Origin of the sequence: Mycolicibacterium frederiksbergense (genome assembly GCF_012223425.1) — a bacterium.
Classification (GTDB): Bacteria; Actinomycetota; Actinomycetes; order Mycobacteriales; family Mycobacteriaceae; genus Mycobacterium; species Mycobacterium frederiksbergense.
Genome location: NZ_CP038799.1, coordinates 1,471,434 through 1,491,232, shown reverse-complemented (window position 1 = coordinate 1,491,232; position 19,799 = coordinate 1,471,434). Strand labels below are relative to the sequence as shown.

General features: G+C 68.8%; 16 protein-coding genes and 1 tRNA gene. 7 read left to right on the top strand and 10 right to left on the bottom strand.

The features are described from left to right. Window positions 1-10: 10 nt before the first annotated feature. Together EXE63_RS10100 and EXE63_RS10095 are read left to right on the top strand one after the other, a co-directional pair. Entirely contained in the window at window positions 11-583 is a 573-nt protein-coding gene (locus EXE63_RS10100) for an Rv1363c family protein (protein WP_168141829.1), read from the top strand. Continuing rightward, window positions 583-1,359 (top strand): RsiV family protein, encoded by a 777-nt coding sequence (locus tag EXE63_RS10095; protein WP_168141828.1) that lies wholly within the window; start codon window positions 583-585, stop codon window positions 1,357-1,359. The genes EXE63_RS10100 and EXE63_RS10095 overlap by 1 nt, the downstream gene beginning before the upstream one ends. Before the next feature lie 21 nt (window positions 1,360-1,380). Here EXE63_RS10095 and EXE63_RS10090 read toward each other — a convergent pair. Together EXE63_RS10090 and EXE63_RS10085 are read right to left on the bottom strand one after the other, a co-directional pair. Beyond that, window positions 1,381-2,278, bottom strand: a protein-coding gene (locus EXE63_RS10090) for an IS5 family transposase (RefSeq protein WP_372451606.1) whose coding sequence is annotated in 2 segments (ribosomal slippage) — window positions 1,381-1,893 and window positions 1,895-2,278 — 897 coding nt in all. Because the reading frame shifts where the segments join, the coding sequence is not laid out codon by codon here. A gap of 159 nt (window positions 2,279-2,437) precedes the next feature. Further along, window positions 2,438-2,929 carry a YajQ family cyclic di-GMP-binding protein gene (locus tag EXE63_RS10085; RefSeq protein ID WP_057166479.1) on the bottom strand — a complete coding sequence of 164 codons (492 nt, stop codon included), beginning with the start codon at window positions 2,927-2,929 and terminating at the stop codon, window positions 2,438-2,440. 76 nt (window positions 2,930-3,005) lie between these two features. Here EXE63_RS10085 and EXE63_RS10080 point away from each other — a divergent pair. Continuing rightward, window positions 3,006-3,088 (top strand) — tRNA-Tyr (locus tag EXE63_RS10080). 101 nt (window positions 3,089-3,189) lie between these two features. On the opposite strand, the gene EXE63_RS10075 is transcribed toward EXE63_RS10080, so the two are convergent. After that, on the bottom strand, window positions 3,190-5,883 hold the full coding sequence (locus tag EXE63_RS10075) for an Ig-like domain-containing protein (protein WP_168141827.1): 2,694 nt from the start codon (window positions 5,881-5,883) through the stop codon (window positions 3,190-3,192). 862 nt (window positions 5,884-6,745) lie between these two features. Between EXE63_RS10075 and EXE63_RS10070 the strand changes: the two genes are divergently transcribed. Continuing rightward, entirely contained in the window at window positions 6,746-8,116 is a 1,371-nt protein-coding gene (locus EXE63_RS10070; RefSeq protein WP_168141826.1) for a PE-PPE domain-containing protein, read from the top strand. A gap of 58 nt (window positions 8,117-8,174) precedes the next feature. Here EXE63_RS10070 and EXE63_RS10065 read toward each other — a convergent pair whose 3' ends face one another. Together EXE63_RS10065 and EXE63_RS10060 are read right to left on the bottom strand one after the other, a co-directional pair. Continuing rightward, window positions 8,175-8,942, bottom strand: coding sequence for a cutinase family protein (locus EXE63_RS10065; protein WP_210000412.1), 768 nt, complete (start codon window positions 8,940-8,942; stop codon window positions 8,175-8,177). Between the two features lie 171 nt (window positions 8,943-9,113). Then, window positions 9,114-9,503 (bottom strand): DUF6319 family protein, encoded by a 390-nt coding sequence (locus EXE63_RS10060; protein WP_372513079.1) that lies wholly within the window; start codon window positions 9,501-9,503, stop codon window positions 9,114-9,116. A 182-nt stretch (window positions 9,504-9,685) separates the two neighbouring features. Between EXE63_RS10060 and EXE63_RS10055 the strand changes: the two genes are divergently transcribed. Further along, window positions 9,686-11,119 (top strand): serine/threonine-protein kinase, encoded by a 1,434-nt coding sequence (locus EXE63_RS10055; RefSeq protein WP_168141825.1) that lies wholly within the window; start codon window positions 9,686-9,688, stop codon window positions 11,117-11,119. 239 nt (window positions 11,120-11,358) lie between these two features. Next, entirely contained in the window at window positions 11,359-11,724 is a 366-nt protein-coding gene (locus tag EXE63_RS10050) for a PASTA domain-containing protein (RefSeq protein WP_168141824.1), read from the top strand. Between the two features lie 23 nt (window positions 11,725-11,747). Here the strand turns inward: EXE63_RS10050 and EXE63_RS10045 are convergent, their stop codons facing one another. The 5 genes from EXE63_RS10045 to EXE63_RS10025 all read right to left on the bottom strand — a co-directional run bounded on the left by EXE63_RS10045 (window position 11,748) and on the right by EXE63_RS10025 (window position 18,246). Next, the gene (locus tag EXE63_RS10045; protein WP_168141823.1) at window positions 11,748-13,712 is read right to left on the bottom strand and encodes an acyltransferase family protein; all 1,965 of its coding nucleotides are present in this window, start codon (window positions 13,710-13,712) and stop codon (window positions 11,748-11,750) included. Window positions 13,713-13,816: 104 nt separating this feature from the next. Next, window positions 13,817-14,131, bottom strand: coding sequence for a hypothetical protein (locus EXE63_RS10040; RefSeq protein ID WP_168141822.1), 315 nt, complete (start codon window positions 14,129-14,131; stop codon window positions 13,817-13,819). 75 nt (window positions 14,132-14,206) lie between these two features. Then, complete coding sequence (locus EXE63_RS10035) at window positions 14,207-15,292, bottom strand: GGDEF domain-containing protein (RefSeq protein ID WP_168141821.1); 1,086 nt, start codon at window positions 15,290-15,292, stop codon at window positions 14,207-14,209. A gap of 46 nt (window positions 15,293-15,338) precedes the next feature. Beyond that, window positions 15,339-15,812: a TspO/MBR family protein gene (locus tag EXE63_RS10030; RefSeq protein WP_168141820.1), complete on the bottom strand. Its 474-nt coding sequence runs from the start codon at window positions 15,810-15,812 to the stop codon at window positions 15,339-15,341. Between the two features lie 70 nt (window positions 15,813-15,882). Beyond that, complete coding sequence (locus EXE63_RS10025) at window positions 15,883-18,246, bottom strand: lysylphosphatidylglycerol synthase transmembrane domain-containing protein (RefSeq protein WP_168141819.1); 2,364 nt, start codon at window positions 18,244-18,246, stop codon at window positions 15,883-15,885. A gap of 138 nt (window positions 18,247-18,384) precedes the next feature. Here EXE63_RS10025 and EXE63_RS10020 point away from each other — a divergent pair, with 138 nt between their 5' ends. Further along, on the top strand, window positions 18,385-19,764 hold the full coding sequence (locus EXE63_RS10020; RefSeq protein WP_168141818.1) for a DUF4407 domain-containing protein: 1,380 nt from the start codon (window positions 18,385-18,387) through the stop codon (window positions 19,762-19,764). Window positions 19,765-19,799 lie beyond the last annotated feature (35 nt).

Genomic DNA, 19,799 nt, shown 5'->3' with positions numbered 1-19,799 from the left:
AGGAGCAACTGTGACAGTGACGACCGACGACAAGACCGATGACGATCAGCCCACGGCCGAGGACGTCGGCGCCGACGCCGAGGCGACCGTGCCCGCATCCCCGGCCCGGCGCCGTCGCGGCACCACCGCGGCCGTCCTCGCGGTTTTCGTGGTGCTGGTGTCGGTTTCGGGCTTTCTGGGCTGGCGGCTCTGGCAGCACCAGCAGCTGACCGAGGCCGGGCAGCAGGCGCGTGACGCGGCGGTGTCGTATGCGCAGGTGCTCACGAGCATCGACTCCGACAAGGTCGACGAGAACTTCGACCAGGTGCTCGCGGGCGCCACCGGAGAGTTCAAGGACATGTACTCGGAGTCCAGTGTGCAGTTGCGGCAGTTGCTGATCGACAACAAGGCCACCGCACACGGTGTCGTGGTCGAGTCGGCCATCCAGTCGGCGGCCGAGGACCGCGTCGTGGTGCTGCTGTTCGTCGACCAGTCGGTGTCGAATGCCAGCGTGCCGGATCCCAGGCTCGATCGCAGCCGGATCAAGATGACCATGGAAAAGGTCGACGGACAGTGGCGCGCCGCCACCGTCGAGCTGCCCTGATGCGGCGCCTGGCCGGCGTGCTCGGCGCGGCGGTCCTCGCGGCCGTCACCGCTCCCGTGGCGGTGGCCTCACCGGCGACATTCTGCGATCAGCTGGCCGGCCAGTGGAACGGTCGGTACTGCCAGACGTCGGTGGTCTCGGAGCGTAATGCGTTGCGCGATATCAAGATCGCCGTGCCGGGGGAGCTCATCGACGACCCTGTCGTCGGGCCGGTGCTGCGCGGATACCTGACCACGCTGGTGGACAACTGGACCCGAGTCGGGCGCTCGATGGCGGCGAACAGCTTTGGTGAAGCGAACTATGAGTTGTTCCACCACGGCGACACGCTGTCGGTGGTGTTCCGCGAGACCTACCACGCCGACGGGCCGGACTTCAACAATGCCTACCGCACCTTCACCTTCGGCGCAGGCCGGCAGTTGCAGCTTGCAGATCTGACCAAGCCCGGCCTCGACCCGCCGACGGCCATCGCACCGCTGGCGCGGCCGTTCGTGAAGCAGGCGCTGAATCAGGCTCCGCCGCAACACCAGCCGGGCAGCTACCCGTTCGTCGCGGACCGGTGGTCACCGGACACGGTGTATTCCGGCGGCTACCGGGCGTGGGCGCTGACACCCGACGAGCTCATCCTCTACATGCCGGACTACCCGGTGGCCCGGGACACCCCCACCGATTTCACGCCAGGTGTCATGCAATGGTCGATGGACGGCGGCACCGTGCAGGCGCGGATCCCGCTGTCGGCGCTGAGCCCGATCCTGCGGCCCGAATACGGCGGGAGTTAGCTCGGGGGAGGGCTCCCGCCCCTAGGCCGTGTCTGATAAATGCGGTAGCCAAAGTGTGATGGCCCTTAGGACTGCTCCGCCGCGGTAAACGATGGCGAGTTTGTCGTAGCGGGTGGCCAGACCGCGCCATTGCTTGACGACGTTGAAGTTGCGTTCGATGACGTTGCGGCCCTTGTAGTCTTCGGCATCGAAGGCTGGTGGTCGCCCGCCTTGGGTGCCACGACGTTTGCGGTGGCCGATCTGATCGGACGGTTCGGGAATGACTGCGACGATCCCTCGTCGTCGCAGCCGCTGTCGAGTCGCTCGGCTGGAATAGGCCTTGTCGCCACGCAGGCGATCAGGCCGCGTGCGTGGCCGCCCCCGACCGCAGCGCTCGACTTTCAGGTGGGCGAGCAAATGCTCCAGAACCGGTCCGTCGTTGGCTTGGCCAGCGCCCACGAGCACGACCAACGGTCGTCCGTGGCCGTCGACGAGGTGATGGATCTTGCTGGTCAGTCCGCCGCGGGAGCGGCCAATGCCGTGGTCAGGCGGCTCGCTGGCCAGATTTGTGTAATTCGACCCAGCCCCCTGTGTCACGGGTGATGTTCGTGGCATGTTGATGAGCACGGGCGATCGTGGAATCCACCGACACCGACCAATCGATGATCCCGGCTTCGTCGGCGGCAGCCAGCAACCGCGCCAACACCGCATCCCAGGTGCCCTCTGCGCTCATCCTTCGATGCCAGGTCCAGATCGTCTGCCACGGCCCAAACGCCTCGGGAACGTCGCGCCAGGCGATGCCGCACCGGTACCGGTAGATGATCCCCTCGAGCATCTGGCGGGCATCCCGAAAAGGCCTGCCCTTCTTACCTGTCCGAACAGGAAGAAGCTCTTCAATCAACGACCATTGAGCATCGGTGAGCAGCTGGAACCGTGACATGGCCTAAGTCTCAGCCGAAACACCCGAAACATTTGTCAGACACGCCCTAGGGGCGAGATCGACCTCAGGGTCGTGTTTCGGCGCGGTATGGCACGAATCCACAGCCGTCAGGTCGATCTCGTCCCTAGCGCGGCCACCGGGGTGCCGCCCCAGCGTCCGCTACCGGTAGTTGACGAACTGCAGCGCGACCTCGAGGTCGGCCCCGCGCAGCAGCGCCTGCACGGCCTGCAGGTCGTCCCGCTTCTTCGAACTGACCCGGATCTCCTCGCCCTGGATCTGCGCCTTGACGCCCTTGGGGCCCTCGTCGCGGATCAGTTTGGTGATCTTCTTGGCGTTCTCGCTGTCGATGCCCTGCTTGATGCTGCCGATGACCTTGTAGGTCTTGCCGGAGGGCTGTGGTTCGCCGGCGTCGAACGCCTTCATTGAGATGTCGCGGCGGATCAACTTCTCCTTGAACACGTCGACGGCGGCCTTCACCCGCTCCTCGGTGGAGGAGACGAGAATGATGCCTTCCTCACCTTGCCACTCGATGGTGGTGTCGGTGCCGCGGAAGTCGAACCGGGTGGACAGCTCCTTGGCTGCCTGGTTGAGCGCGTTGTCGACCTCTTGCCGATCTGCCTTGCTGACGACGTCGAAGCTGGAATCCGCCATTGGAGCCTCCTCATGGTGCTGGCCGTTTTCGTCTTCAGTACATCCTCGTTGTACCCTGCTACTCGCACCAAATTCCGGCAGGTTGCCCGAGCGGCCAATGGGAGCGGACTGTAAATCCGTCGGCTTACGCCTACACAGGTTCGAATCCTGTACCTGCCACACCGGTCAGGCCCCTCATCGAGGGGCCTGACGTGTTTTTCCGGCACCATCGGATCGCTATCCGATGGTGAAATTGAGCCGCTCCGAGATCATGGTGGCGATCACGCGACCGTGGCCACGAAGACCCGATTGATGATGTACCTCACCGACCCCGAGGCATCCAGGGACACCGTGACGAAATCCGTTCCGCCACCATTGGCGTTGATCGAGAAGCCGGACGCCCGTCCCGGAAGATTCAGCGTCACGGAGCGGTTGGCGGTGTTCACGATGGTGACGTTGACGCTCGTGCCGTCCACATCGGTCGGAAGGTAGATGACTCCGTCCGGTCCGACCTGGGCCGCGTTGCTGATCAATCCGGGTGCGGGAACGATCAGATAATCTCCGTTGGCGCGCAGCACCGTGATGTAGCTGAGGTTCCTGTCGACGCGCGTGGAGATCACCACCGTGCCGTCACCGGTGATCGTGGGTTCTCCCCACGCGTTGCCGATCGTCGAGGCGGTCAAGGTGTTCTGCCCGGGCCGCAACACGACGATCTGGCTGTATTGCTCTCCCGTGGGCGCGGCGACGGCGACGGTGAAGGCGACCGTGCCGTCGCTGCCGATCCGGGGGTCGATGCTGATGCCATTGGGGTTGGTCACGACGATCGGGGGTTGTCCCGGCCGGAACACCGCAATCGTCATCCCGTTGTTGCCCCACATCGAGGCGACGGTGCCGTCGGGTCCGATGGCAGGCCGGATCCGGTAGATCTGGCTGGTCGTCCTCGTGAGTGATTCGACGGTTCCATTCGGACGCATGATCGTCACCGTCATGTCGGTGACGATCGCGTTCCCCGGCCCGGCGTACGTATGGAACGCCACCGTGCCGTCGGCACCGGCGACCACGCTGGAGACCAGCGTGCCGACGACAGTCGAGACCCGGTCGGGCGATCCCGGGCGCAGCACGGTGACGGTCGTCGTGACGAGGTCGTCTTCCGTTCCGGTGCCCGTGGTCGTCACGTACGCGACCGTGCCGCCACCGCCGGTGACCACCTGGACGAGAGTGCCCGCGGCGGTGTTCGCCACGGCCTGTTCTCCTGCGCGCCAGACCCAGAGCGTCGTCGTCGAACTCGCGCGGGCGGTGAAGCCGGTGACGCCCACCGTCGTGAAGACGATGGTGCCGTCGTCGGCGACCGTGACGGCCCCCTGCGGGGCTGCGGGCAGGTCGAGGTACTCGGCGGCGGCTCCCGGTCGGAGCACGCCGATGATCGCGCCCCCGGAGGCATTGGTCGCGGCCAACGCGATGGTGCCGTCCGCCCCGATGACCGCCTGCTCCTGGGTGACGCCCGCGATGGTCAGGACGTCACTTCGCTGGCCGTCGCGAATGATCGTGACCGTGGTCTGTGTGTCATCGGGGGCACCGCCACCGGTCGCCGCCGTCAGCACGAAGTCACCGGCACCGGTCAGGGTGGGGCCGCCGACGGGCGCTCCGGTCACCGTCCATGCCACCGGCGACGCGCCGGGTCGCAGCGTGGTCACCGTGAACTCGGCGATGGTGGGAGTGCCCGCCGCGTAGACCACCGTGGTCATGTGGACGGTGCCATCGCCCGCGATGAGCGGCGCACCGTAGTACACGAGACCCGCCGCGGTCGCCGTCACCGGCGGCCGTCCGGGGCCCTGCACCAGGATCTGTGTCGTGAACGGGTCTTCCACCGTGCCGGATCCGAACCGTTGGGTGATCGCGACGGTCCCGCCGGGCCCGACGACCGTGCGCGGGCTCGTCCAGCCCGGCGGTACCGCGACAGGAATGGTCTCGCTCACCCCGGCGATACCGCCGATGAGTTGGACCGTGACGACGCGTCTGGAGACGTGTCCCGTCCCGAACAGGAGCCCGGCCAGCCCGTGAATGTGGAACCCCTTGTCGACCGCCGACAGCGTGAAGCTGTCCGTCAGTGGATCGGTGCCGTTCCAGCCCGCCGGTGCGACGTAGGTGAACCTGCCGGCACCGTCGACCGTGACGGTGCCGCCCTGCGCGGTCACCGGTGTCACCGAGAAGGTGAGCGGGTCGCCGTCCGGGTCGGTGCCGACGATTGTTCCGGTGATGACGTCATCGACCTGCTCGACGTCGACAGGTGCGGCGGCCAGGCGCGGCGCGCGATTGAAGAAGGTCCGGTGCAGCTCCTGGCGGGTCCACGCGAGCAACGCCCACAGTGTGGTCGGCGCCGGCGTACGCGGACCGGCCGGCCCCAGCAGCGCACTGACGATCGAATCGAAGATGCGCACCGGCGCGGCCAGCAGCACCTGCAGTGGACGCGGGCCCGGGCCGGAATCAATGGTGGTGATGGTTCGCAGGGTGGGTGCGGCGGGTGCGGCCTCGGGCGCGGTGGCCGCCGGGATGTCCTGCGGTTCTGGCGCCGTCATCGCAGACGCGGCGCCCGCGCGAGCCGGGGCGATGTCCGCCGCGTCGGCGGCTTCCTTCTTCGTCACCCGTGAGGTGCGGGTGGACGACCCTGTCGCCTGCGGGCGACCCACGCCGGCAACGGATCTCGTCGTGATGACCGAGAGCGACTTTTTGTCACCCGAGTCGTCCTCGTCGGCTGGTTCCCGGTCGGGTTGTGGGCCCGACGCATCATCCCCGGTGGACGGCGTTCCGGGTTTGTCGGAGTCCCCGACATCTCCGCCGTCGGTGCTCGAAGTGGTCGAGCCGCCGGTGTCGGACGGATCGGCGAGCGCGATGCCCGGCGCCCATACGATGCCCAGCCCCACCCCGAGAGCGACTGCCAGTGCCCCGACGCGCCCGACGTACCGTGCGTGATCCATGCAAACCCCATCCGTTGAGGCGGTGTGATTGCTGGTGTCACCGCCTGCTGATTGTGCGGCATCGCGACGCCGTGCATGGCACGAACGGGACAACTAATTATCGCCGGCGTCGATTCCAGGGCTGTTCAGCGGAAATGTTGCTTCCGTCGCTGATGGGGTCGACCGGGGTGACGAATCCCGGGCGACACCCGCGGAGGCGGTGCGATCGGTTGCTGAAATAGCCGCCGGACGCACACGTCCACTCGGCGCGTTCGCGCAGTGGACGACGAACGGCGCGTTGGTGTGCCGGCGGGAGGTCCGCGCAACGGAGTCGGACCCGGGCCGCCGCCAGCGGCCGTCCGTCGTTCGGGTGAATTTTCCGGGGCCCGGTGTCACACGTATGCGGGTGCAGCAACGGTCGACCCGGGGCGGGGGTGCTCGAGCACCCCGTGCGTCGGCTCGTCGGCCGGCGCCGCCCCCGCTAACTCGACCGTCAATATCGTCGGCGGCGGCTGGCAACGGCCGGTCCGCGTCGGGTCTGCGCGCCAGCACCGCGGTGAGCACAGCGTCTACCCCACGGTGTGCGGAATTGATCAATGCTGCGAGCGAACGCTTCTCGAACGCAGTCGGGCGGCGCGCCCGCTACCGGGCCGGCCGCGGTCTGTCCGCCGTGGCGTAGCGGTGCACGGCCGGTTCGCGCCGCCGCGGCAGCGAACGCGATGCGGTGATTTGGGCAAATTTTCTTGCCGAGAACAACAGCAGTGGATGACGTATGGTCACACGGAAAAATGCCTGGCTGATTGGGTATGGCGTCGCGGGGGACGCGAATCATCAACCCGTCTGGTCCCTTTCAGCGACGTCCGAGCCCGATAGAGGAGCCGCCGTGAGTGCACGTCATCGCGCCAAGAAACACAGCCGAGCAGCCAGGGTCGTCGCGGTGCCCGCCGTGGCGGCGTTGCTTGCCGCCGGGATCGTCGATCAGCCGGTGAGCCGGCCGGTGCCGACCGTGGTGCAGCAGCAGCACCGGGTCGTCTCCGCCCAGGACGTCGCGCTGGCCGCGCTCGCGCTCTTCGCGGTGCCGGGTGCGGGGGTCCAGTTCCCGCCGGGCGCGCTCGACACCCAGGACGGCGGCATCTGGCGCCGCATCCAGGACCTCACGGTGCTCAACGATCCGACGCGCTATCCGGGAACCGTCACGGCGGCGTCGGTCGATGCGGGCGCCACCTGGCTGACCGAGCTGATCCTGGCGCGGGATCCGTCGACCATCGTCAGCGGGATCAACACCGGGTCCTTCGGCGGCCGCGTCGCCGCCGAGGCGCTGACCCGGGTGGCGGCCACCGGCTACGACATGTCCAGCGTGTTCGGGGTCTTCTACGGTGACTCCAACACCCCCGGCACCGGCATCTTCGCCCGCTACGCTCCGGACGAGCCGACCTTCGGATCCGATGTCCTCGGCGGTGCCATCCAGCTGCCCGACGGGACCTATCTGCGGGTCAATCGCGAGTACGACCCGATCGCCTATTTCCCCAAGTACCTGTTCAACCCGATGAGCTGGGTTCAGCTGGCGGCCGGGTTCATCTTCGAGCACTCCCGGCTGGAGAACTTCGATTTCGAGGATCCCGAGAATGTCGTCACCGTCGACGGCAATGTCGTCACGGTGCGGGTGAACAGCCCGGTGATGCCGCTGCTCATGCCGCTGAAGATCCTCGGCGCACCGACCCGGATCATCGACGCCTTCCAGGCGATCCTGCAGCCGATGGTCGAGAGCACCGGCATGTACGAGACCGGCAAGGTGGGGTTCCTGCCGTCCCCGCAGAAAATCTTCCAGCAGTTGCAGGCCGTCGCCGCGGGATTCGAGAAGGCAAGCCAGATCCTCGCGGGCAACTACCCCGATCCCGAGGAGCCGGGCGAACCGCCCGTCGTCACCGCACCGGATACGACGACCGAGATCATCGACGCCATGGAGGATCGCGATGAGGAGCTCAACGGCGCGCCCGCGCTGAACGCCCGGGTCGCGACGGCGCAGGTCCAGGTCCAGGTCGACGAACCGGAAGTCGTCGACGAGTTGGCGGCGGCGGCCGCCGCCCTCGAGAACGTCGAAGAAGAGGTGGATGAGGCGCCCGTCCGGCGGGCGCGCCTGACGTCTCCGCGATCGGCGAAGGTCTCCCCGCGCTCCGTCGCGGTCGCCGGGACGTCCTCGCCGTCGGCCTCGTCTCCCAAGCCGTCCTCCGACACGGGCACCGACTCCGAGTAGACGTGCACGCAGAAATCAGGCCCCCTCGCCGGAGGGGGCCTGATTCATGTCGCCGGGATCAACCGACCTGTGCGGCCGCCTGCACGACGGGTGCGGCGGGAGCCGGCACACCCAGTCGGCCGGCCACGAAGTCCGCTGCCTGCACGGCCATCCCGTTGCTCTTGTAGGAGCTGTGCGCGGACCGGTCCAGCCCACCCGGGTAGCAGATCGGATCGCCGACGGCGCACAGCTGCAGGGTCTTGCCGGCGTACAGATCGCCGATGGCGATGGGCGGTGCGCCGCGGTCGGCGACGTTGAGGACCCAGTTGTCGGGGGTGCCGAACAGCACGACGGCCGACACATGGGATGCCACCGACGCGGGCATCGGTCCGGCCAGTCCGGCGGGCAGGACGAAGCCGGCGGGGACGCTGCTGCTGGTGCTGTAACCGGCGACAGCGGCGCCCTGCGAGTAACCGCCCAGCACGATCTCGGTGTCGGGGCAGTCGGCCGCGATCTGCTGAATCTTGTTGGTGGCGTCGGCAATTCCGTCGACGGCCCGCCCGAAGTCCAGCGAGGCGGGGTAGTTCACCCCGTACACGCTGACCGACTGGCCCGGCAGCCGCGCATTGAGGGCATCCACGAAGGACTGGCCGGTGGCGCCCACCCCGGGGCCCTCGAAGGTGCCGCGGGCGAACACCACCGCGACATCCACACAGGAATCGTCGGCGGCGCTGGCGGTCGCGGCCGGGCCGGCAAACAGCCCCGCCATGACAGCGAATGCCGCCAGCGCGGCGAAGAGGGCCGATCGTGCGGCCTTGATGCCCCAGCTCTGTGGCGATGTGCTCATGAGGTTCCCCGATCCGGAATCCGCGGTGCCATCGCTTCGGTGTAGAGGTGGCAGTTACCTGCTACAAGCCGGGATGGGCGGGCGGGATTCCGGTGACGCGCAGTGATCCATCTCACCGCCGGGTGGGGAATGGCCTGCGCGCGACCGGGAGTTGTACCCCGATCGTCGCCGTCAGTCCAGGTCGGCGAGCACCTTGCGGGCGGCCTCGAGTTCGGCTTCGAGTGCAGAGACCTTGGCGGCCTGCTGAACTCGCGCCTCTTCGATGATCGAATCGATCGGCGTGGCGAGATCCTGGTGCAGTTCCCGGGCCGCGCGGGACACCGCGGCGGCCGCGACGGCGAGGTCACGAGCCAGGTAACTGGCGCCCTGTTTGAGTTCGGCCCGCCATTCGCCGTCGGCGGTGCCGGTCACGGTCAGCACCAGTTCGATCGTCTTGGCCTTCCTGCCGGCCGTCTTCCTGGCCGCAGGCTTCTTGGGTGCCTCGTCGACGGGCGGCTGTGCGGCATCCTCGGAGGTGGTGGGCAACGTCTCGGCAACCGGAGTGGTCAGTGTCATCGTCACGGCGAACTCCTTCGTCATCATCGCCCGCACGGCGCGGGCTCGCGGTTCGGGAGTCATTAGAACACACGTTCGACATTTGTCACCGCTTCTGTTCCGGCGTGTAGCCTGCACGGGAAGCAATTGGCTTGTACCGGTGTGACTTCGGTTGCGCCGAGGCGGCCGCGAAGGGGTGAACGGCAGGCATGGGCTACCCGAGTGTGGGGACCCGGTTCGGGCCGTACGAGCTGCGGTCGGTGATCGGTATCGGCGGGATGGGCGAGGTGTATCGCGCCTACGACACCCGGCGTGAGCGGATGGTCGCGCTCAAGGTGTTGCGCACCGATGTCGCGGCGGACCCGAGCTTTCAGGCCCGTTTCCGGCGGGAGTCGCGCATCGCGGCCCGGTTGCAGGAGCCGCACGTCATCCCGGTGCATGACTACGGCGATATCGGCGGCGTGCTCTTCATCGACATGCGGTTGGTGGAGGGGCCCAGCCTGCGAGAGCTGGTGCGGGTCAACGGGGTGCTCCCGCTGGCTCGTGCGGCCGCGATCATCGCGCAGATCGCCGCGGCACTGGACGCCGCGCACGCCGTCGGCCTGGTGCATCGCGACATCAAGCCGGAGAACGTGCTGCTCACCCATGACGATTTCGCCTACCTGGTGGACTTCGGCATCGCCTATGGCGGCGGTGAGGCGACCGTGACGAAGACCGGGCTGGTCATCGGTTCGTGCGCGTACATGTCTCCCGAACGGCTCAACGGCACGCCCGGTGGCCCGGCCTCGGATGTGTACTCGCTGACGTGTCTGCTCTTCGAGTGTCTGACCGGCCGCGCGCCGTTCGAGGCCGACGACATCCGGCAGGTGATGAGCGCGCACATGTTCGCGCCGCCGCCGCGGCCGAGCGCCGAGGGCCATGGGATCGGCCCCGCGTTCGACGATGTCATCGCCCGGGGAATGGCGAAGAATCCCGCCGATCGGTTCGGCACGGCGGGCGAACTCGCCCGCGCTGCGGCCGCGGCGCTGCACGGTCCGCCCGCCCGTCAGACACCGCCGCCGACCCGGCAACTGCAGGCTGCTGCGCCCCACCCCTATGTTCCGCAACCGCCGGCGGCCCCTGCCGGGAAGGCCCGCTTCGGCCGCTCGCAGACGGGGCTGCTGCTGGCGGCGATCGGCACGCTCGCGGTGGCCGCGGGGCTGGCCGCGGCGATCGTGTTCACCGGCGGTGACGGTTCACCGTCGCAGCGCCCGCTCACGGTGCCGCCGTCGTCCTCCGCGCCGCCCTCGACCACGACGACGAGCGCCACCGCCCTGGCCGGCGTGTCGGGCGCCGACGCGCAGGGCTTCGTCGGCCACGCGGCGCGCTGCGAGGCCGGGGATGCGCTGGTGGCCGCGATCCGCACCGCGTCATCGTTGGCGGTCATCTGCGACGGGTCGTCGGGCGGCTACTACTACCACGGCGAACGGCTGCGCGACGGCGCCAACGTGCGGTTGGCGAACGCCGTCCCCGCCGATGGGGGATTCGACGCGGTCAACCCGGCGGACGGCGCCCGATACGAGGTCCGCCCGGACACGCTGACCATCCTGAGCAATGGGCGCGTCGATTCGGCTGAGCGGGCGCTGGAGTACGGGTCGAGGTAGTTTCTGTGAGCCCGCTGCGAGGTCGCTGTATCGCGTGACAGCGGTTAGCCAGAATCCTCACAGCGCGTCGCACTGGTATGTACAGGTCCGGGATGTGACTCTGTGCGAATCGTCGGCCCTACAGCGCGGTAGCCGCGACAGACCAAGCCTACAACGGTGAACGTCGCTCAGCGTCAGATTATTTCGACCCCACTGGCATGGCCCCGGTTACCGCGGGCAACGACATCTAGGGACACATCATGTTGAAGAAGCGCTCCTTCGCCATCGGCGCGGCAACTTTGCTGCTGCCGGCCGTCATCGGCTTCGCCGCGCCGGCTCAGGCCGCGGCCGGATTCGTGATGCCCAGCATCGACGGGATGAACCTGCAGGAAGCCGAGGACGCGGTGACCGCGGCGGCCAACGGCATTCCGCTGCAAATGCATTCACACAACATCAAGGGCATGAAGCAGAAGCAGCTGAGCCTGGCCGACTGGCTGGTATGCGACCAGTCACCCGCGGCCGGCGAGAAGATCACCAGCGCAGCGGATGTCGACTTCGGCGTGGCGCGCGAATTCGACGCGGCCCGCAACACCTGGGACGATATGGTCGCCAACGCCTGCTCGTAGCCCGGATCTGGCGCGCACCGAGGTCACCACCACCCGGTGGCGTCGGCCAGCTGGCGGCCCAGCTCGCCGGCCATCGAGCGCACGTACGTCCCCGACAGGTGATGCGCGTCGTGATAGATCAGCACATTGCCCTCCACTGCCCGGCAGATGTTCGGCCGGCACACCGCGTCGCTGAGATCGAGTAGCTGCATCATCGGAAAGTCGGCCGCGTAATCCAGCGTCGGATTGCGCTCCTGCAGGGCCTCGTCGCGGGCCAGCCCACAGGTGTCGGCGTCATCGCCGGCCGCCAGGCAGTCGACGGGGGAGAAGAACCGGCCCTCGCGCAGCATCCACGGGGTATCGCGCATGCCGAGCATGGCAATGCCGTTGTCCGACAACTCCTCCCAGATACCCGGGTAGTAGTCCGGCACGTAATCGCCGGGGCCGTCGAGCACCGGCCGCGTCGTCGTGAAGAACACGTAGTCGGGACGGTCGGCGATGATCTGCGCCATCGCGTTGTCCGACCAGGTGCGGCACGACGGATACGGCGTGAACGGTCCGGCGATGATCGGCACCTCCGCGGTGGTCAGCGGGCAGCCCATCTTCAGGTAGGTCGTCACCCGGAAACCGTGCTCGCGGCCCAGGGTGTGCAGCGCGGTCAGCCAGTGCTCGGAGTGCGAGCCGCCGGCCAGTGCGACCGTTCGGTCGGCGCGCGGGTCGCCGTACACACAGGTGACCACCTCCTCGCCGCCAAAATCGGCCAGGCATCTGTCGATGGTGGTCGGCGGGACGTCATCGGGTGCCTCCAGCCCGGTCGGGCGGACCGGGAGCCGGGCGGTCTTGCGGTACTCGATCACCGCCCGCGCGCCCGGATAGTCGCGCACCGACAGCGCGGTCAGCTCGGTGCCGCTGTCCCGCACCCGCTGGACGTGGTCCCGCCATCCCACCGAGGCCACCGCCAGTGCCACCACCAGACACGCGGTGACGCTGCCGGTCAGCAGCGGATGCCAGGACGGCCACCACTGCGTGTCGACGCAGCGCCACGTCAGGAACGCCGCCAGCGCGGCCACCGCCAGGATCGCCGCGGACTCGTCGACGCCCACGGTGTCGTTGTTGGTGTACGCCATCCAGAAGATCAGCAGCGGCCAGTGCCAGAGGTACATCGCGAACGCCCACCCGGCGTACGGCACGGTTCCGGTCTCCGTGCCGCCGACGATGATCAGCACCGTGGCCAGCACGGGCACCAGGGCCCAGGGGCCCGGGTGGTCGGCCAGCCCGTCGGCCAGGAATCCCGACACCACGATCGCGATCAACCCGGCCACCACCGCCGGCCGGGTCAGCCACCGCGGCCATGGCACGCGCCCGACCGCCACGGCGGCCAGCACACCGGCCAGCACCTCCCAGGCCCGGGTGAAGCTGCTGTAGTAGGCGACGGTCTGTTCGCCGGCGTTCTGCATGATCGCCCACACCAGCGAGGCGAGGGCAGCCGCGGCCAGGACCGTCGCCAGCGCGGCGCGCCGGCGGATCAGCGCACCCAGCAGCAGGACGGCCAGCAGCACCTGGGCGGCCACCGACACCGCCCACATATGCTGCAGCGGGGTGACGGTCTCGCCGGCCTGCACATAGTCGCCCGCGGTCGTCGCCAGCAGCCAGTTCTGATAGAAGCCCAGGTTGGCCAGGGTCTGCTCGGCGAAGGACTCCCAGCGGGTCTGCGGCTGCACCGCCAGCGTCAGTCCGGCGCACACCGTCAGCGTCAGGACCAGCGCGGGGAGCACCCGCCGGGCCCACCACCAGATCTCGGCCGGGACCGAGGGGCTGCGCAGCACCCGGATGCCCACGTAGTAGCCCGCCAGCACCAGCAGTACGTCGACGCCACCGGTGACCCGTCCCCACCAGAAATGGCCGAGGACGACGAGGGTGACGGCGACCGTCGCGACGATGTCCAGGTCGCGCCGGGACTGCCGTGCGACCGGCGCGACAGTGACTGGGGTGTGCTGTGTTGTCTGCAAAATGGAGGGTCCTGGCCTGTCGCCGGCCCGAACCCAGGCACGCGCGTATCGCCGCACCGAGCATAACCGGGCTCGGTGCGCCCCGAACTACGAGCGGGGTGGTGCTAGCACTTACCCGGTCGGTTGACCGCAACCGCCGTGTACGACTTCGCGGCGATCTTCGCCCCGGCGCTGGGCGCCTGCTGGCAGACCTCCCACATGACCGGGGCGGCGATCGCGCCGGACGCTGCGGGTGCCCTGTTGATGATGTCCAGCCAGGGGCCTTCTTCGCCCACCGTCTCCTCGTAGAGAGCCTCGGCGTCGGCCAGATTCATGCCCACCAGGGACGGCATCTCCCAGATCGTCGCAGCCGCCGCGGTCGGAGCGGCGACCACGGACATCAGAAGCGTTGCGGCACCGGCCACTACAAGCGTTTTCACTGTTGGAACTCCCTGGGTTGTGTCGTGCCACGATAGATGACCTATATCCGTGGATCGGCGGGTATGGCCGTTTTGTTACGGCTGCGCGACGGCCAGCCGGTTTCCGCCGTCACGTTTGGCCGCGTACATCGCGGTGTCGGCCAGGTGCAGCAGGCGGTCGAAATCGGCGGCGTTGTCCAGGTGCCCGCAGACCACCCCGACGCTGGCCGTCACCGCCGGCGGTCCGGCGGCGGCCACGGCGGCGCGCAGGCGCTCGCCCAGGGCCACCGCTTCGGCGGACGGCAACCGGTCGATGACGACGAACTCCTCGCCGCCGGTCCGCGCGAGGAACGCCCGCCTGCCCACCACATCGCGCAGTTGGTGGGCCGTTCGCACCAGCACTTGGTCGCCGACGACGTGGCCGTGCCGGTCGTTGATCGTCTTGAACTTGTCGAGATCGATGACGAGGACACACATGGCGGGCAGCGGATCGGCCGATGCGCTCAGACGCGACACGTGGTCCTGCAGCCCGCGCCGGTTGGCCAGCGAGGTCAGCTCATCGACAAGCGACTCCACCGAACTGTTCCGGATGAGCCAGAAGCCGAATTGGGCGGAGGGCAGAATGCCGACCGTGACCAGCAGCGACACCAGAGCCTTGCCGATCGCGAGAAACACGGCGCCCGGTTCGTCGGAGAGGCTCAGCCATACCGCCACACCGAGCACCGTGGCGATCGCAATCAGCAGGTGCACCGCGGTGGCCCGTGGTCCGTGGAAGTAGACGAGGTAGATCCCGGTCACCGCGAACAACGGGGTGGTGGCCATTGCAGCCATCGGCGCGCCTTGGGCCGCGCATGCCACGGCGATGCCGAGGTCGGTGAGGATGAACAGGGTGATCGACGTGCGGGGCGAGGGCCACCGGAAGAACCACCAGTAGAGGGGCCACGCGAATGCGGCGATCGTGAGCGTCCCCAACACGGCGCGGGACAGCGACACCGGTTCGGTCAGCTGGGTGAACTGCAGGAGCACCAGTGCGATGCCCATTGCGACGCCGCCGGAACCGATGAGCGCCCGCAGCGGGGCCAGATGTCCGCGGTGGCGCAGGAAGTTCAGTAACCAGTAGTGGTCGACGGGGTCGTTCCACCAGCGGGCGAGCGTGCTCTGACGATGGCTCGAGCGTGTCATGTCCGTCTCTCGGGCCGATCGGAGTTGGGTGCCGGCCGGCCGCCTTTCAGCGGCGATTGAGCACCCAGATATGGGTGGACAGCGCGGTGGCGAATGCGCACCACAACGGGTACAGGCCCATCGGTGCAGCCTTGACCCCACGCACCGCGGCGGCGCGGCGGGTCAGGTCGGCGCTGCTCGCGGTGAGCAGTCCGGCGGCGACGGCGGAGGCGCCGAGCTGGCGCCGGTTGAAGAACAACCACGACCAACTGCCGTTGAGAATGAGGTTGACCACCAGGGACCGGATGTAGGTGCGCCGCACCTCCGGCGGAGCGTCATCGAGGGTTTGGGCCGACACGACGGCGATATCGGTGTAGAGCGATGTCCAGGCGATCGGGAAGGCGACCGATGGCGGCTGATAGCTCGGCTTGCGCAGGGTGGCGTACCAGTCCGACTCCACGGCCGGTTTGCTGGCGAAACTGCCGACGGCGGCGGTGGCGGCGACCGCCAGCGCGGTCGGGACGAACGTGCGGATCTGCACAGTGGCGCTCCAGAATCGTCAGAGTGTCGCGGGTCACCCTCCAGTATCCAGACGCCGGCGCCCGCAAACGTCAGATCATGTCGTTTCGGGTCAGCCAGCGCATCACCGGCCAGCCCACGAACACCGGCAACCAGCAGGTCAGCACCCGGTACAGCAGCACCGAGGGCACCGCGATCGCGGCGGGCACACCGAACGCGGCGAGGCCACCGATCAGCGCGGCCTCCACCGCGCCGACACCGCCGGGGGTGGGAGCTGCCGAGGCCAGGGTGCCGCCGATCATCGTCACCACCGTCACCGTGACGAACGAGGTGTCCCCACCGAACGCCTCGATGCTCGCCCACAGCGCGAGTGCGGAGCCAAGAGTCGTTCCGGCGGCGCCCAGCACGATCAGCGCCAGCCGTTTGGGCTCGCGGGACAGCTCCCACAGGTCGGACTTGACCTCCTGCAGCCGCGGGCGCACCGCCGAGGACAGCCAGTGCCGCAGCTTGGGCACCGCGAGGAACGCACCGACCAGGCCGAGCGCGACACCGGCCACCAGGTACAGCACGGTGGCGCTCGGCACGAAATGCTGCAGATTCGCCGAGGTACCCGCGACGGCGGTGAACAGGATGAGCAGCGTCACGTGCACCAGCACCTGCACGCTCTGCTGCAGTGTGACGGCTGCGGTGGCGCGCATGGTGCTCAGCCCGCCCTTCTGCAGCACCCGGGTGCTCAGCGCGAGCCCGCCCACCCCGGCCGGGGTGGTGGTCGCGGCGAAAGTGTTGGCCACCTGCATGATCGCCAGGTGGCGGAAGCGCACCAGGCCGTCGGCGCACGCCCACAGCGCACCGGCGGCACCGAGGTAGCGCAACGCCGAGACCGCCAGGCCGAGCAACGCCCACCACCAGTTGGCGTTGCTCAGCTCGTCGAAGAAGGCGGGCACCGTACTGATGAACGGATAGGCCACGTAGACCAGCGCGACCAACAGCACCAACTGGATGAGCTGCACCCGGGTGAACCGGGTGATGGTCTCGGTGGTGATCTTGTCGGCGCCGGTCTGGTGCTGAACCTGTTCGCGGGCCGCGGAGATGACGGCCTTGGCGTCGGTCACCGACTCGCGGATCCTTGCGGGCACCGCGGTTTTGGTGAGCCGTCGCGACGCCGTCAGCACGGTGTCGCGGCCGAAGGTGTCGATCGCCGCGGACACCGCCGAGGCCGGGTCGTACATCGCCGAGGTGGTCACCAACAGCTGGGCGATATCGGATTGCAGCTGGGCGTCGGTGGCGCCGTATTCGGCGTTGTCGAATCCGCCGAACTGGACCTGCCCGTCGTGCACGGTGATCTTACCGCAGCACAGATCGCCGTGCGAGATCTGGCTCTGGTGCAGCGTGTGCAGCGCCTGCCAGACATCGGCCACCGCGGCCGCGTGCGCGCTCAGCGGCGTTCCGCGGGCGGGCTTGCGGGCGTAGAGCGTCCAGCCGCGGTCCAGCGCGCTCACCGTCACCGACGAGATGTTGGACAGCCCCAGATCATCGATGGCGATGGCCATCAGCGCGCGGTGCTCGACGGCGCGGCGCATCGAGGCCTGCAGCGGGGCCGTCTCATCGGTACGCAACCGGAACTTTCGCCACAACTGGCTCAGCGCGCCGCCGCTGCGCTGGTTCGGTCCGTACAACTCGACGACGGCGGTGCTGTCCGGGCCGGTCGCGGCGAGCACCAACGGGCCGGGCCCGGGCGGGCGGATGACCGCCAGCGCCGAGACCACGAAACCGCGCCGGGTCAGGGCCCGCACCGCACCGTCGAGCGGCACTTCCAGGGCGGGCGTGCCGACCACCCACACCACCAGCGCGCCGACGAACCACCCGACGGCCAGGCCCAGCAGTGAGCGGGCCGGGACGACGGCGCTGACGAACAGGTGGATCGGCACGAAGGCCAGCAGCAGCGCCCACCAGTACCGGCGCAGCCGCCGCGACAGCCACGGCCCGGACACGGTGAGCACCGCGGCCAGCAGCGCGATCCAGCGGGGGTCGTCGAGGAACTGGGACAGCTGGGTGTCCAGGCGGTCGCGCAGATCGAAATGCCATTGCGGCGCGGCGATACCCCGGCCGCTGATGGACAGTGCGAGCACGGCCAGCACACCGGCCGCGGCGTAGGCGGCCAGCAGCGTCCAGTGCCTGCCGACGACCAGCTGGACGAGGATGATGAACGGCAGCGCCAGGATGGCCACGCCGTAGGCCAGATACACCAGGTTGGACTGGGTCGGAGTGAGCACGCCGATGATCTCGGACACCGACCGCTCCAGGCTCACCCACTCGTTGCGGGTGATCAGTGAACTGGTGATGACGACGCCGAGGAAGGCGGCCGACAGCACCACCCGCAGGATCTCGTTGGTGCGACGGGTGAGCGGTTGCAGCAGGCTGCCGGTGACGCTGATGTCACGACCGTCGACTCGCACGGGGACCAACGTAACCATGCCGGGCCCTTATACGCGCGAAGCGCAACGTTCGGGGCTGTGAGATGATCCCGGTATTCGCAGCCGGCGTGAGGGATTCCGCATGGCGCACCGCACAGCACCCCACACTTTGGAGCCTCAATGCGTGCCGATCGAATCGTAGAAGTCCTGCTCGCGGCGGTGGCCGCGGTGGTTTTCGCGCTGGCGCTGGCCGCCTCGACGACATGGCCGACGGCGGCCGTGATCGCGGGCGGCATCGTCGTCGGGGTGTTGGCCGGTGTGGTCGGACGCGCGGTGTCCGTCGGCCGCTCGGCGTTGCCGGCCCGGCTGGCCGTGGGGGTCGCGGTCGGGTTGGTGCTCGGTGAGCTGGCCGCCGTCGTGGTCTTCAGCGGGTCCATCGACGCGGAGCTGGCCAGTCAGGCCTCCCCGCGCACCGAGCTGGCTGCGGCCTCGCTGCAGCAGGCCCGCCAGGCGCGTGCCGGATTGGATGACGCCGTCGCGCGGGCCGAGCAGCGCCGCGATGACGCGCTGGTGGTGGCGCGCTGCGAGGTGAACCCGGCGGCGGACTGCCCGCAGAGCCGGATCACCGGGCTACCCGGTACCGGGCCTGGGGCGCGGACCGCCGACGACTTCCTCGGTGCGGCAGACCGTGCCCTGGACACCGCGATCGCCGAACGCGACAGCCGAGCCGCCGGCCTGGACGCCGAGATGGCGGTCCGGGAGCAGGCGCTGGCGCAGGCCCGCGACGCGGCACTGACCGGCGGTCTGGGCGCCCGCTGGCAGGGGATGAATGCGTACACGCTGGGCCATCCGGGTCCGCTGGTGCTGCGGGCCCTGATCGCCGCGTTCTTCGTGCTGTTGACCATCCTGCCGCTGCTGATGAAGCGGTGGCAGGGCGCCACCACCCTGGAGGCCGAGTCCGCGGCCGACACCGCGATCGCGGTGAAGCGGGCCGAGGTGCGCGCACAGGTCGATCAGCTGTGGGCCGAGCAGGAGCTGGCCAGCGCGCGGATGGCGATCGAGGCGCAGAACGCGATCGACGCCGAGCGGCAGCGCCGCCGGGTCGCCGAGGCGCTCGCACCGGCGGAGGCCACCGAGCCGGCGCCACCGGCGCTGCCCGTCGCCGCCGGCAGGGACTCCGAAGCGTCCAAGGAACTGGAGCCGCACCGGGGCGGCGGGGTGCCGCTCATCCCCGACGTGACCAGGGCCGCCGTCCGGTTCATCCGGCCCTTCGTGCCGCCGATCGTCGCGGGAGCGATCGATACCGCCACCAAGCCGATCCGGCAGGTGTTCGAGGAGACCGAGGAATTCCACTTCACGATGCGTCGCACGCACCGGGTCACGGTGGAATCCGAGGGTGGCGAGCACCCCCAGCAGGTGACGACGGAACGCGAATGGGTGGATCTGTCCCGGCCGCGGATCGAGTCGCGCCGCGGTGTTGTGCTCGACGGATCCGACGAGCAGCGACAGATCGGCGAGCGCGCCGCGGACGATTCCCCACGTCAGCTGCCGCCCGCCTAGCTGTCCCGTCATGACATTTTTGCCAACTGTGATGT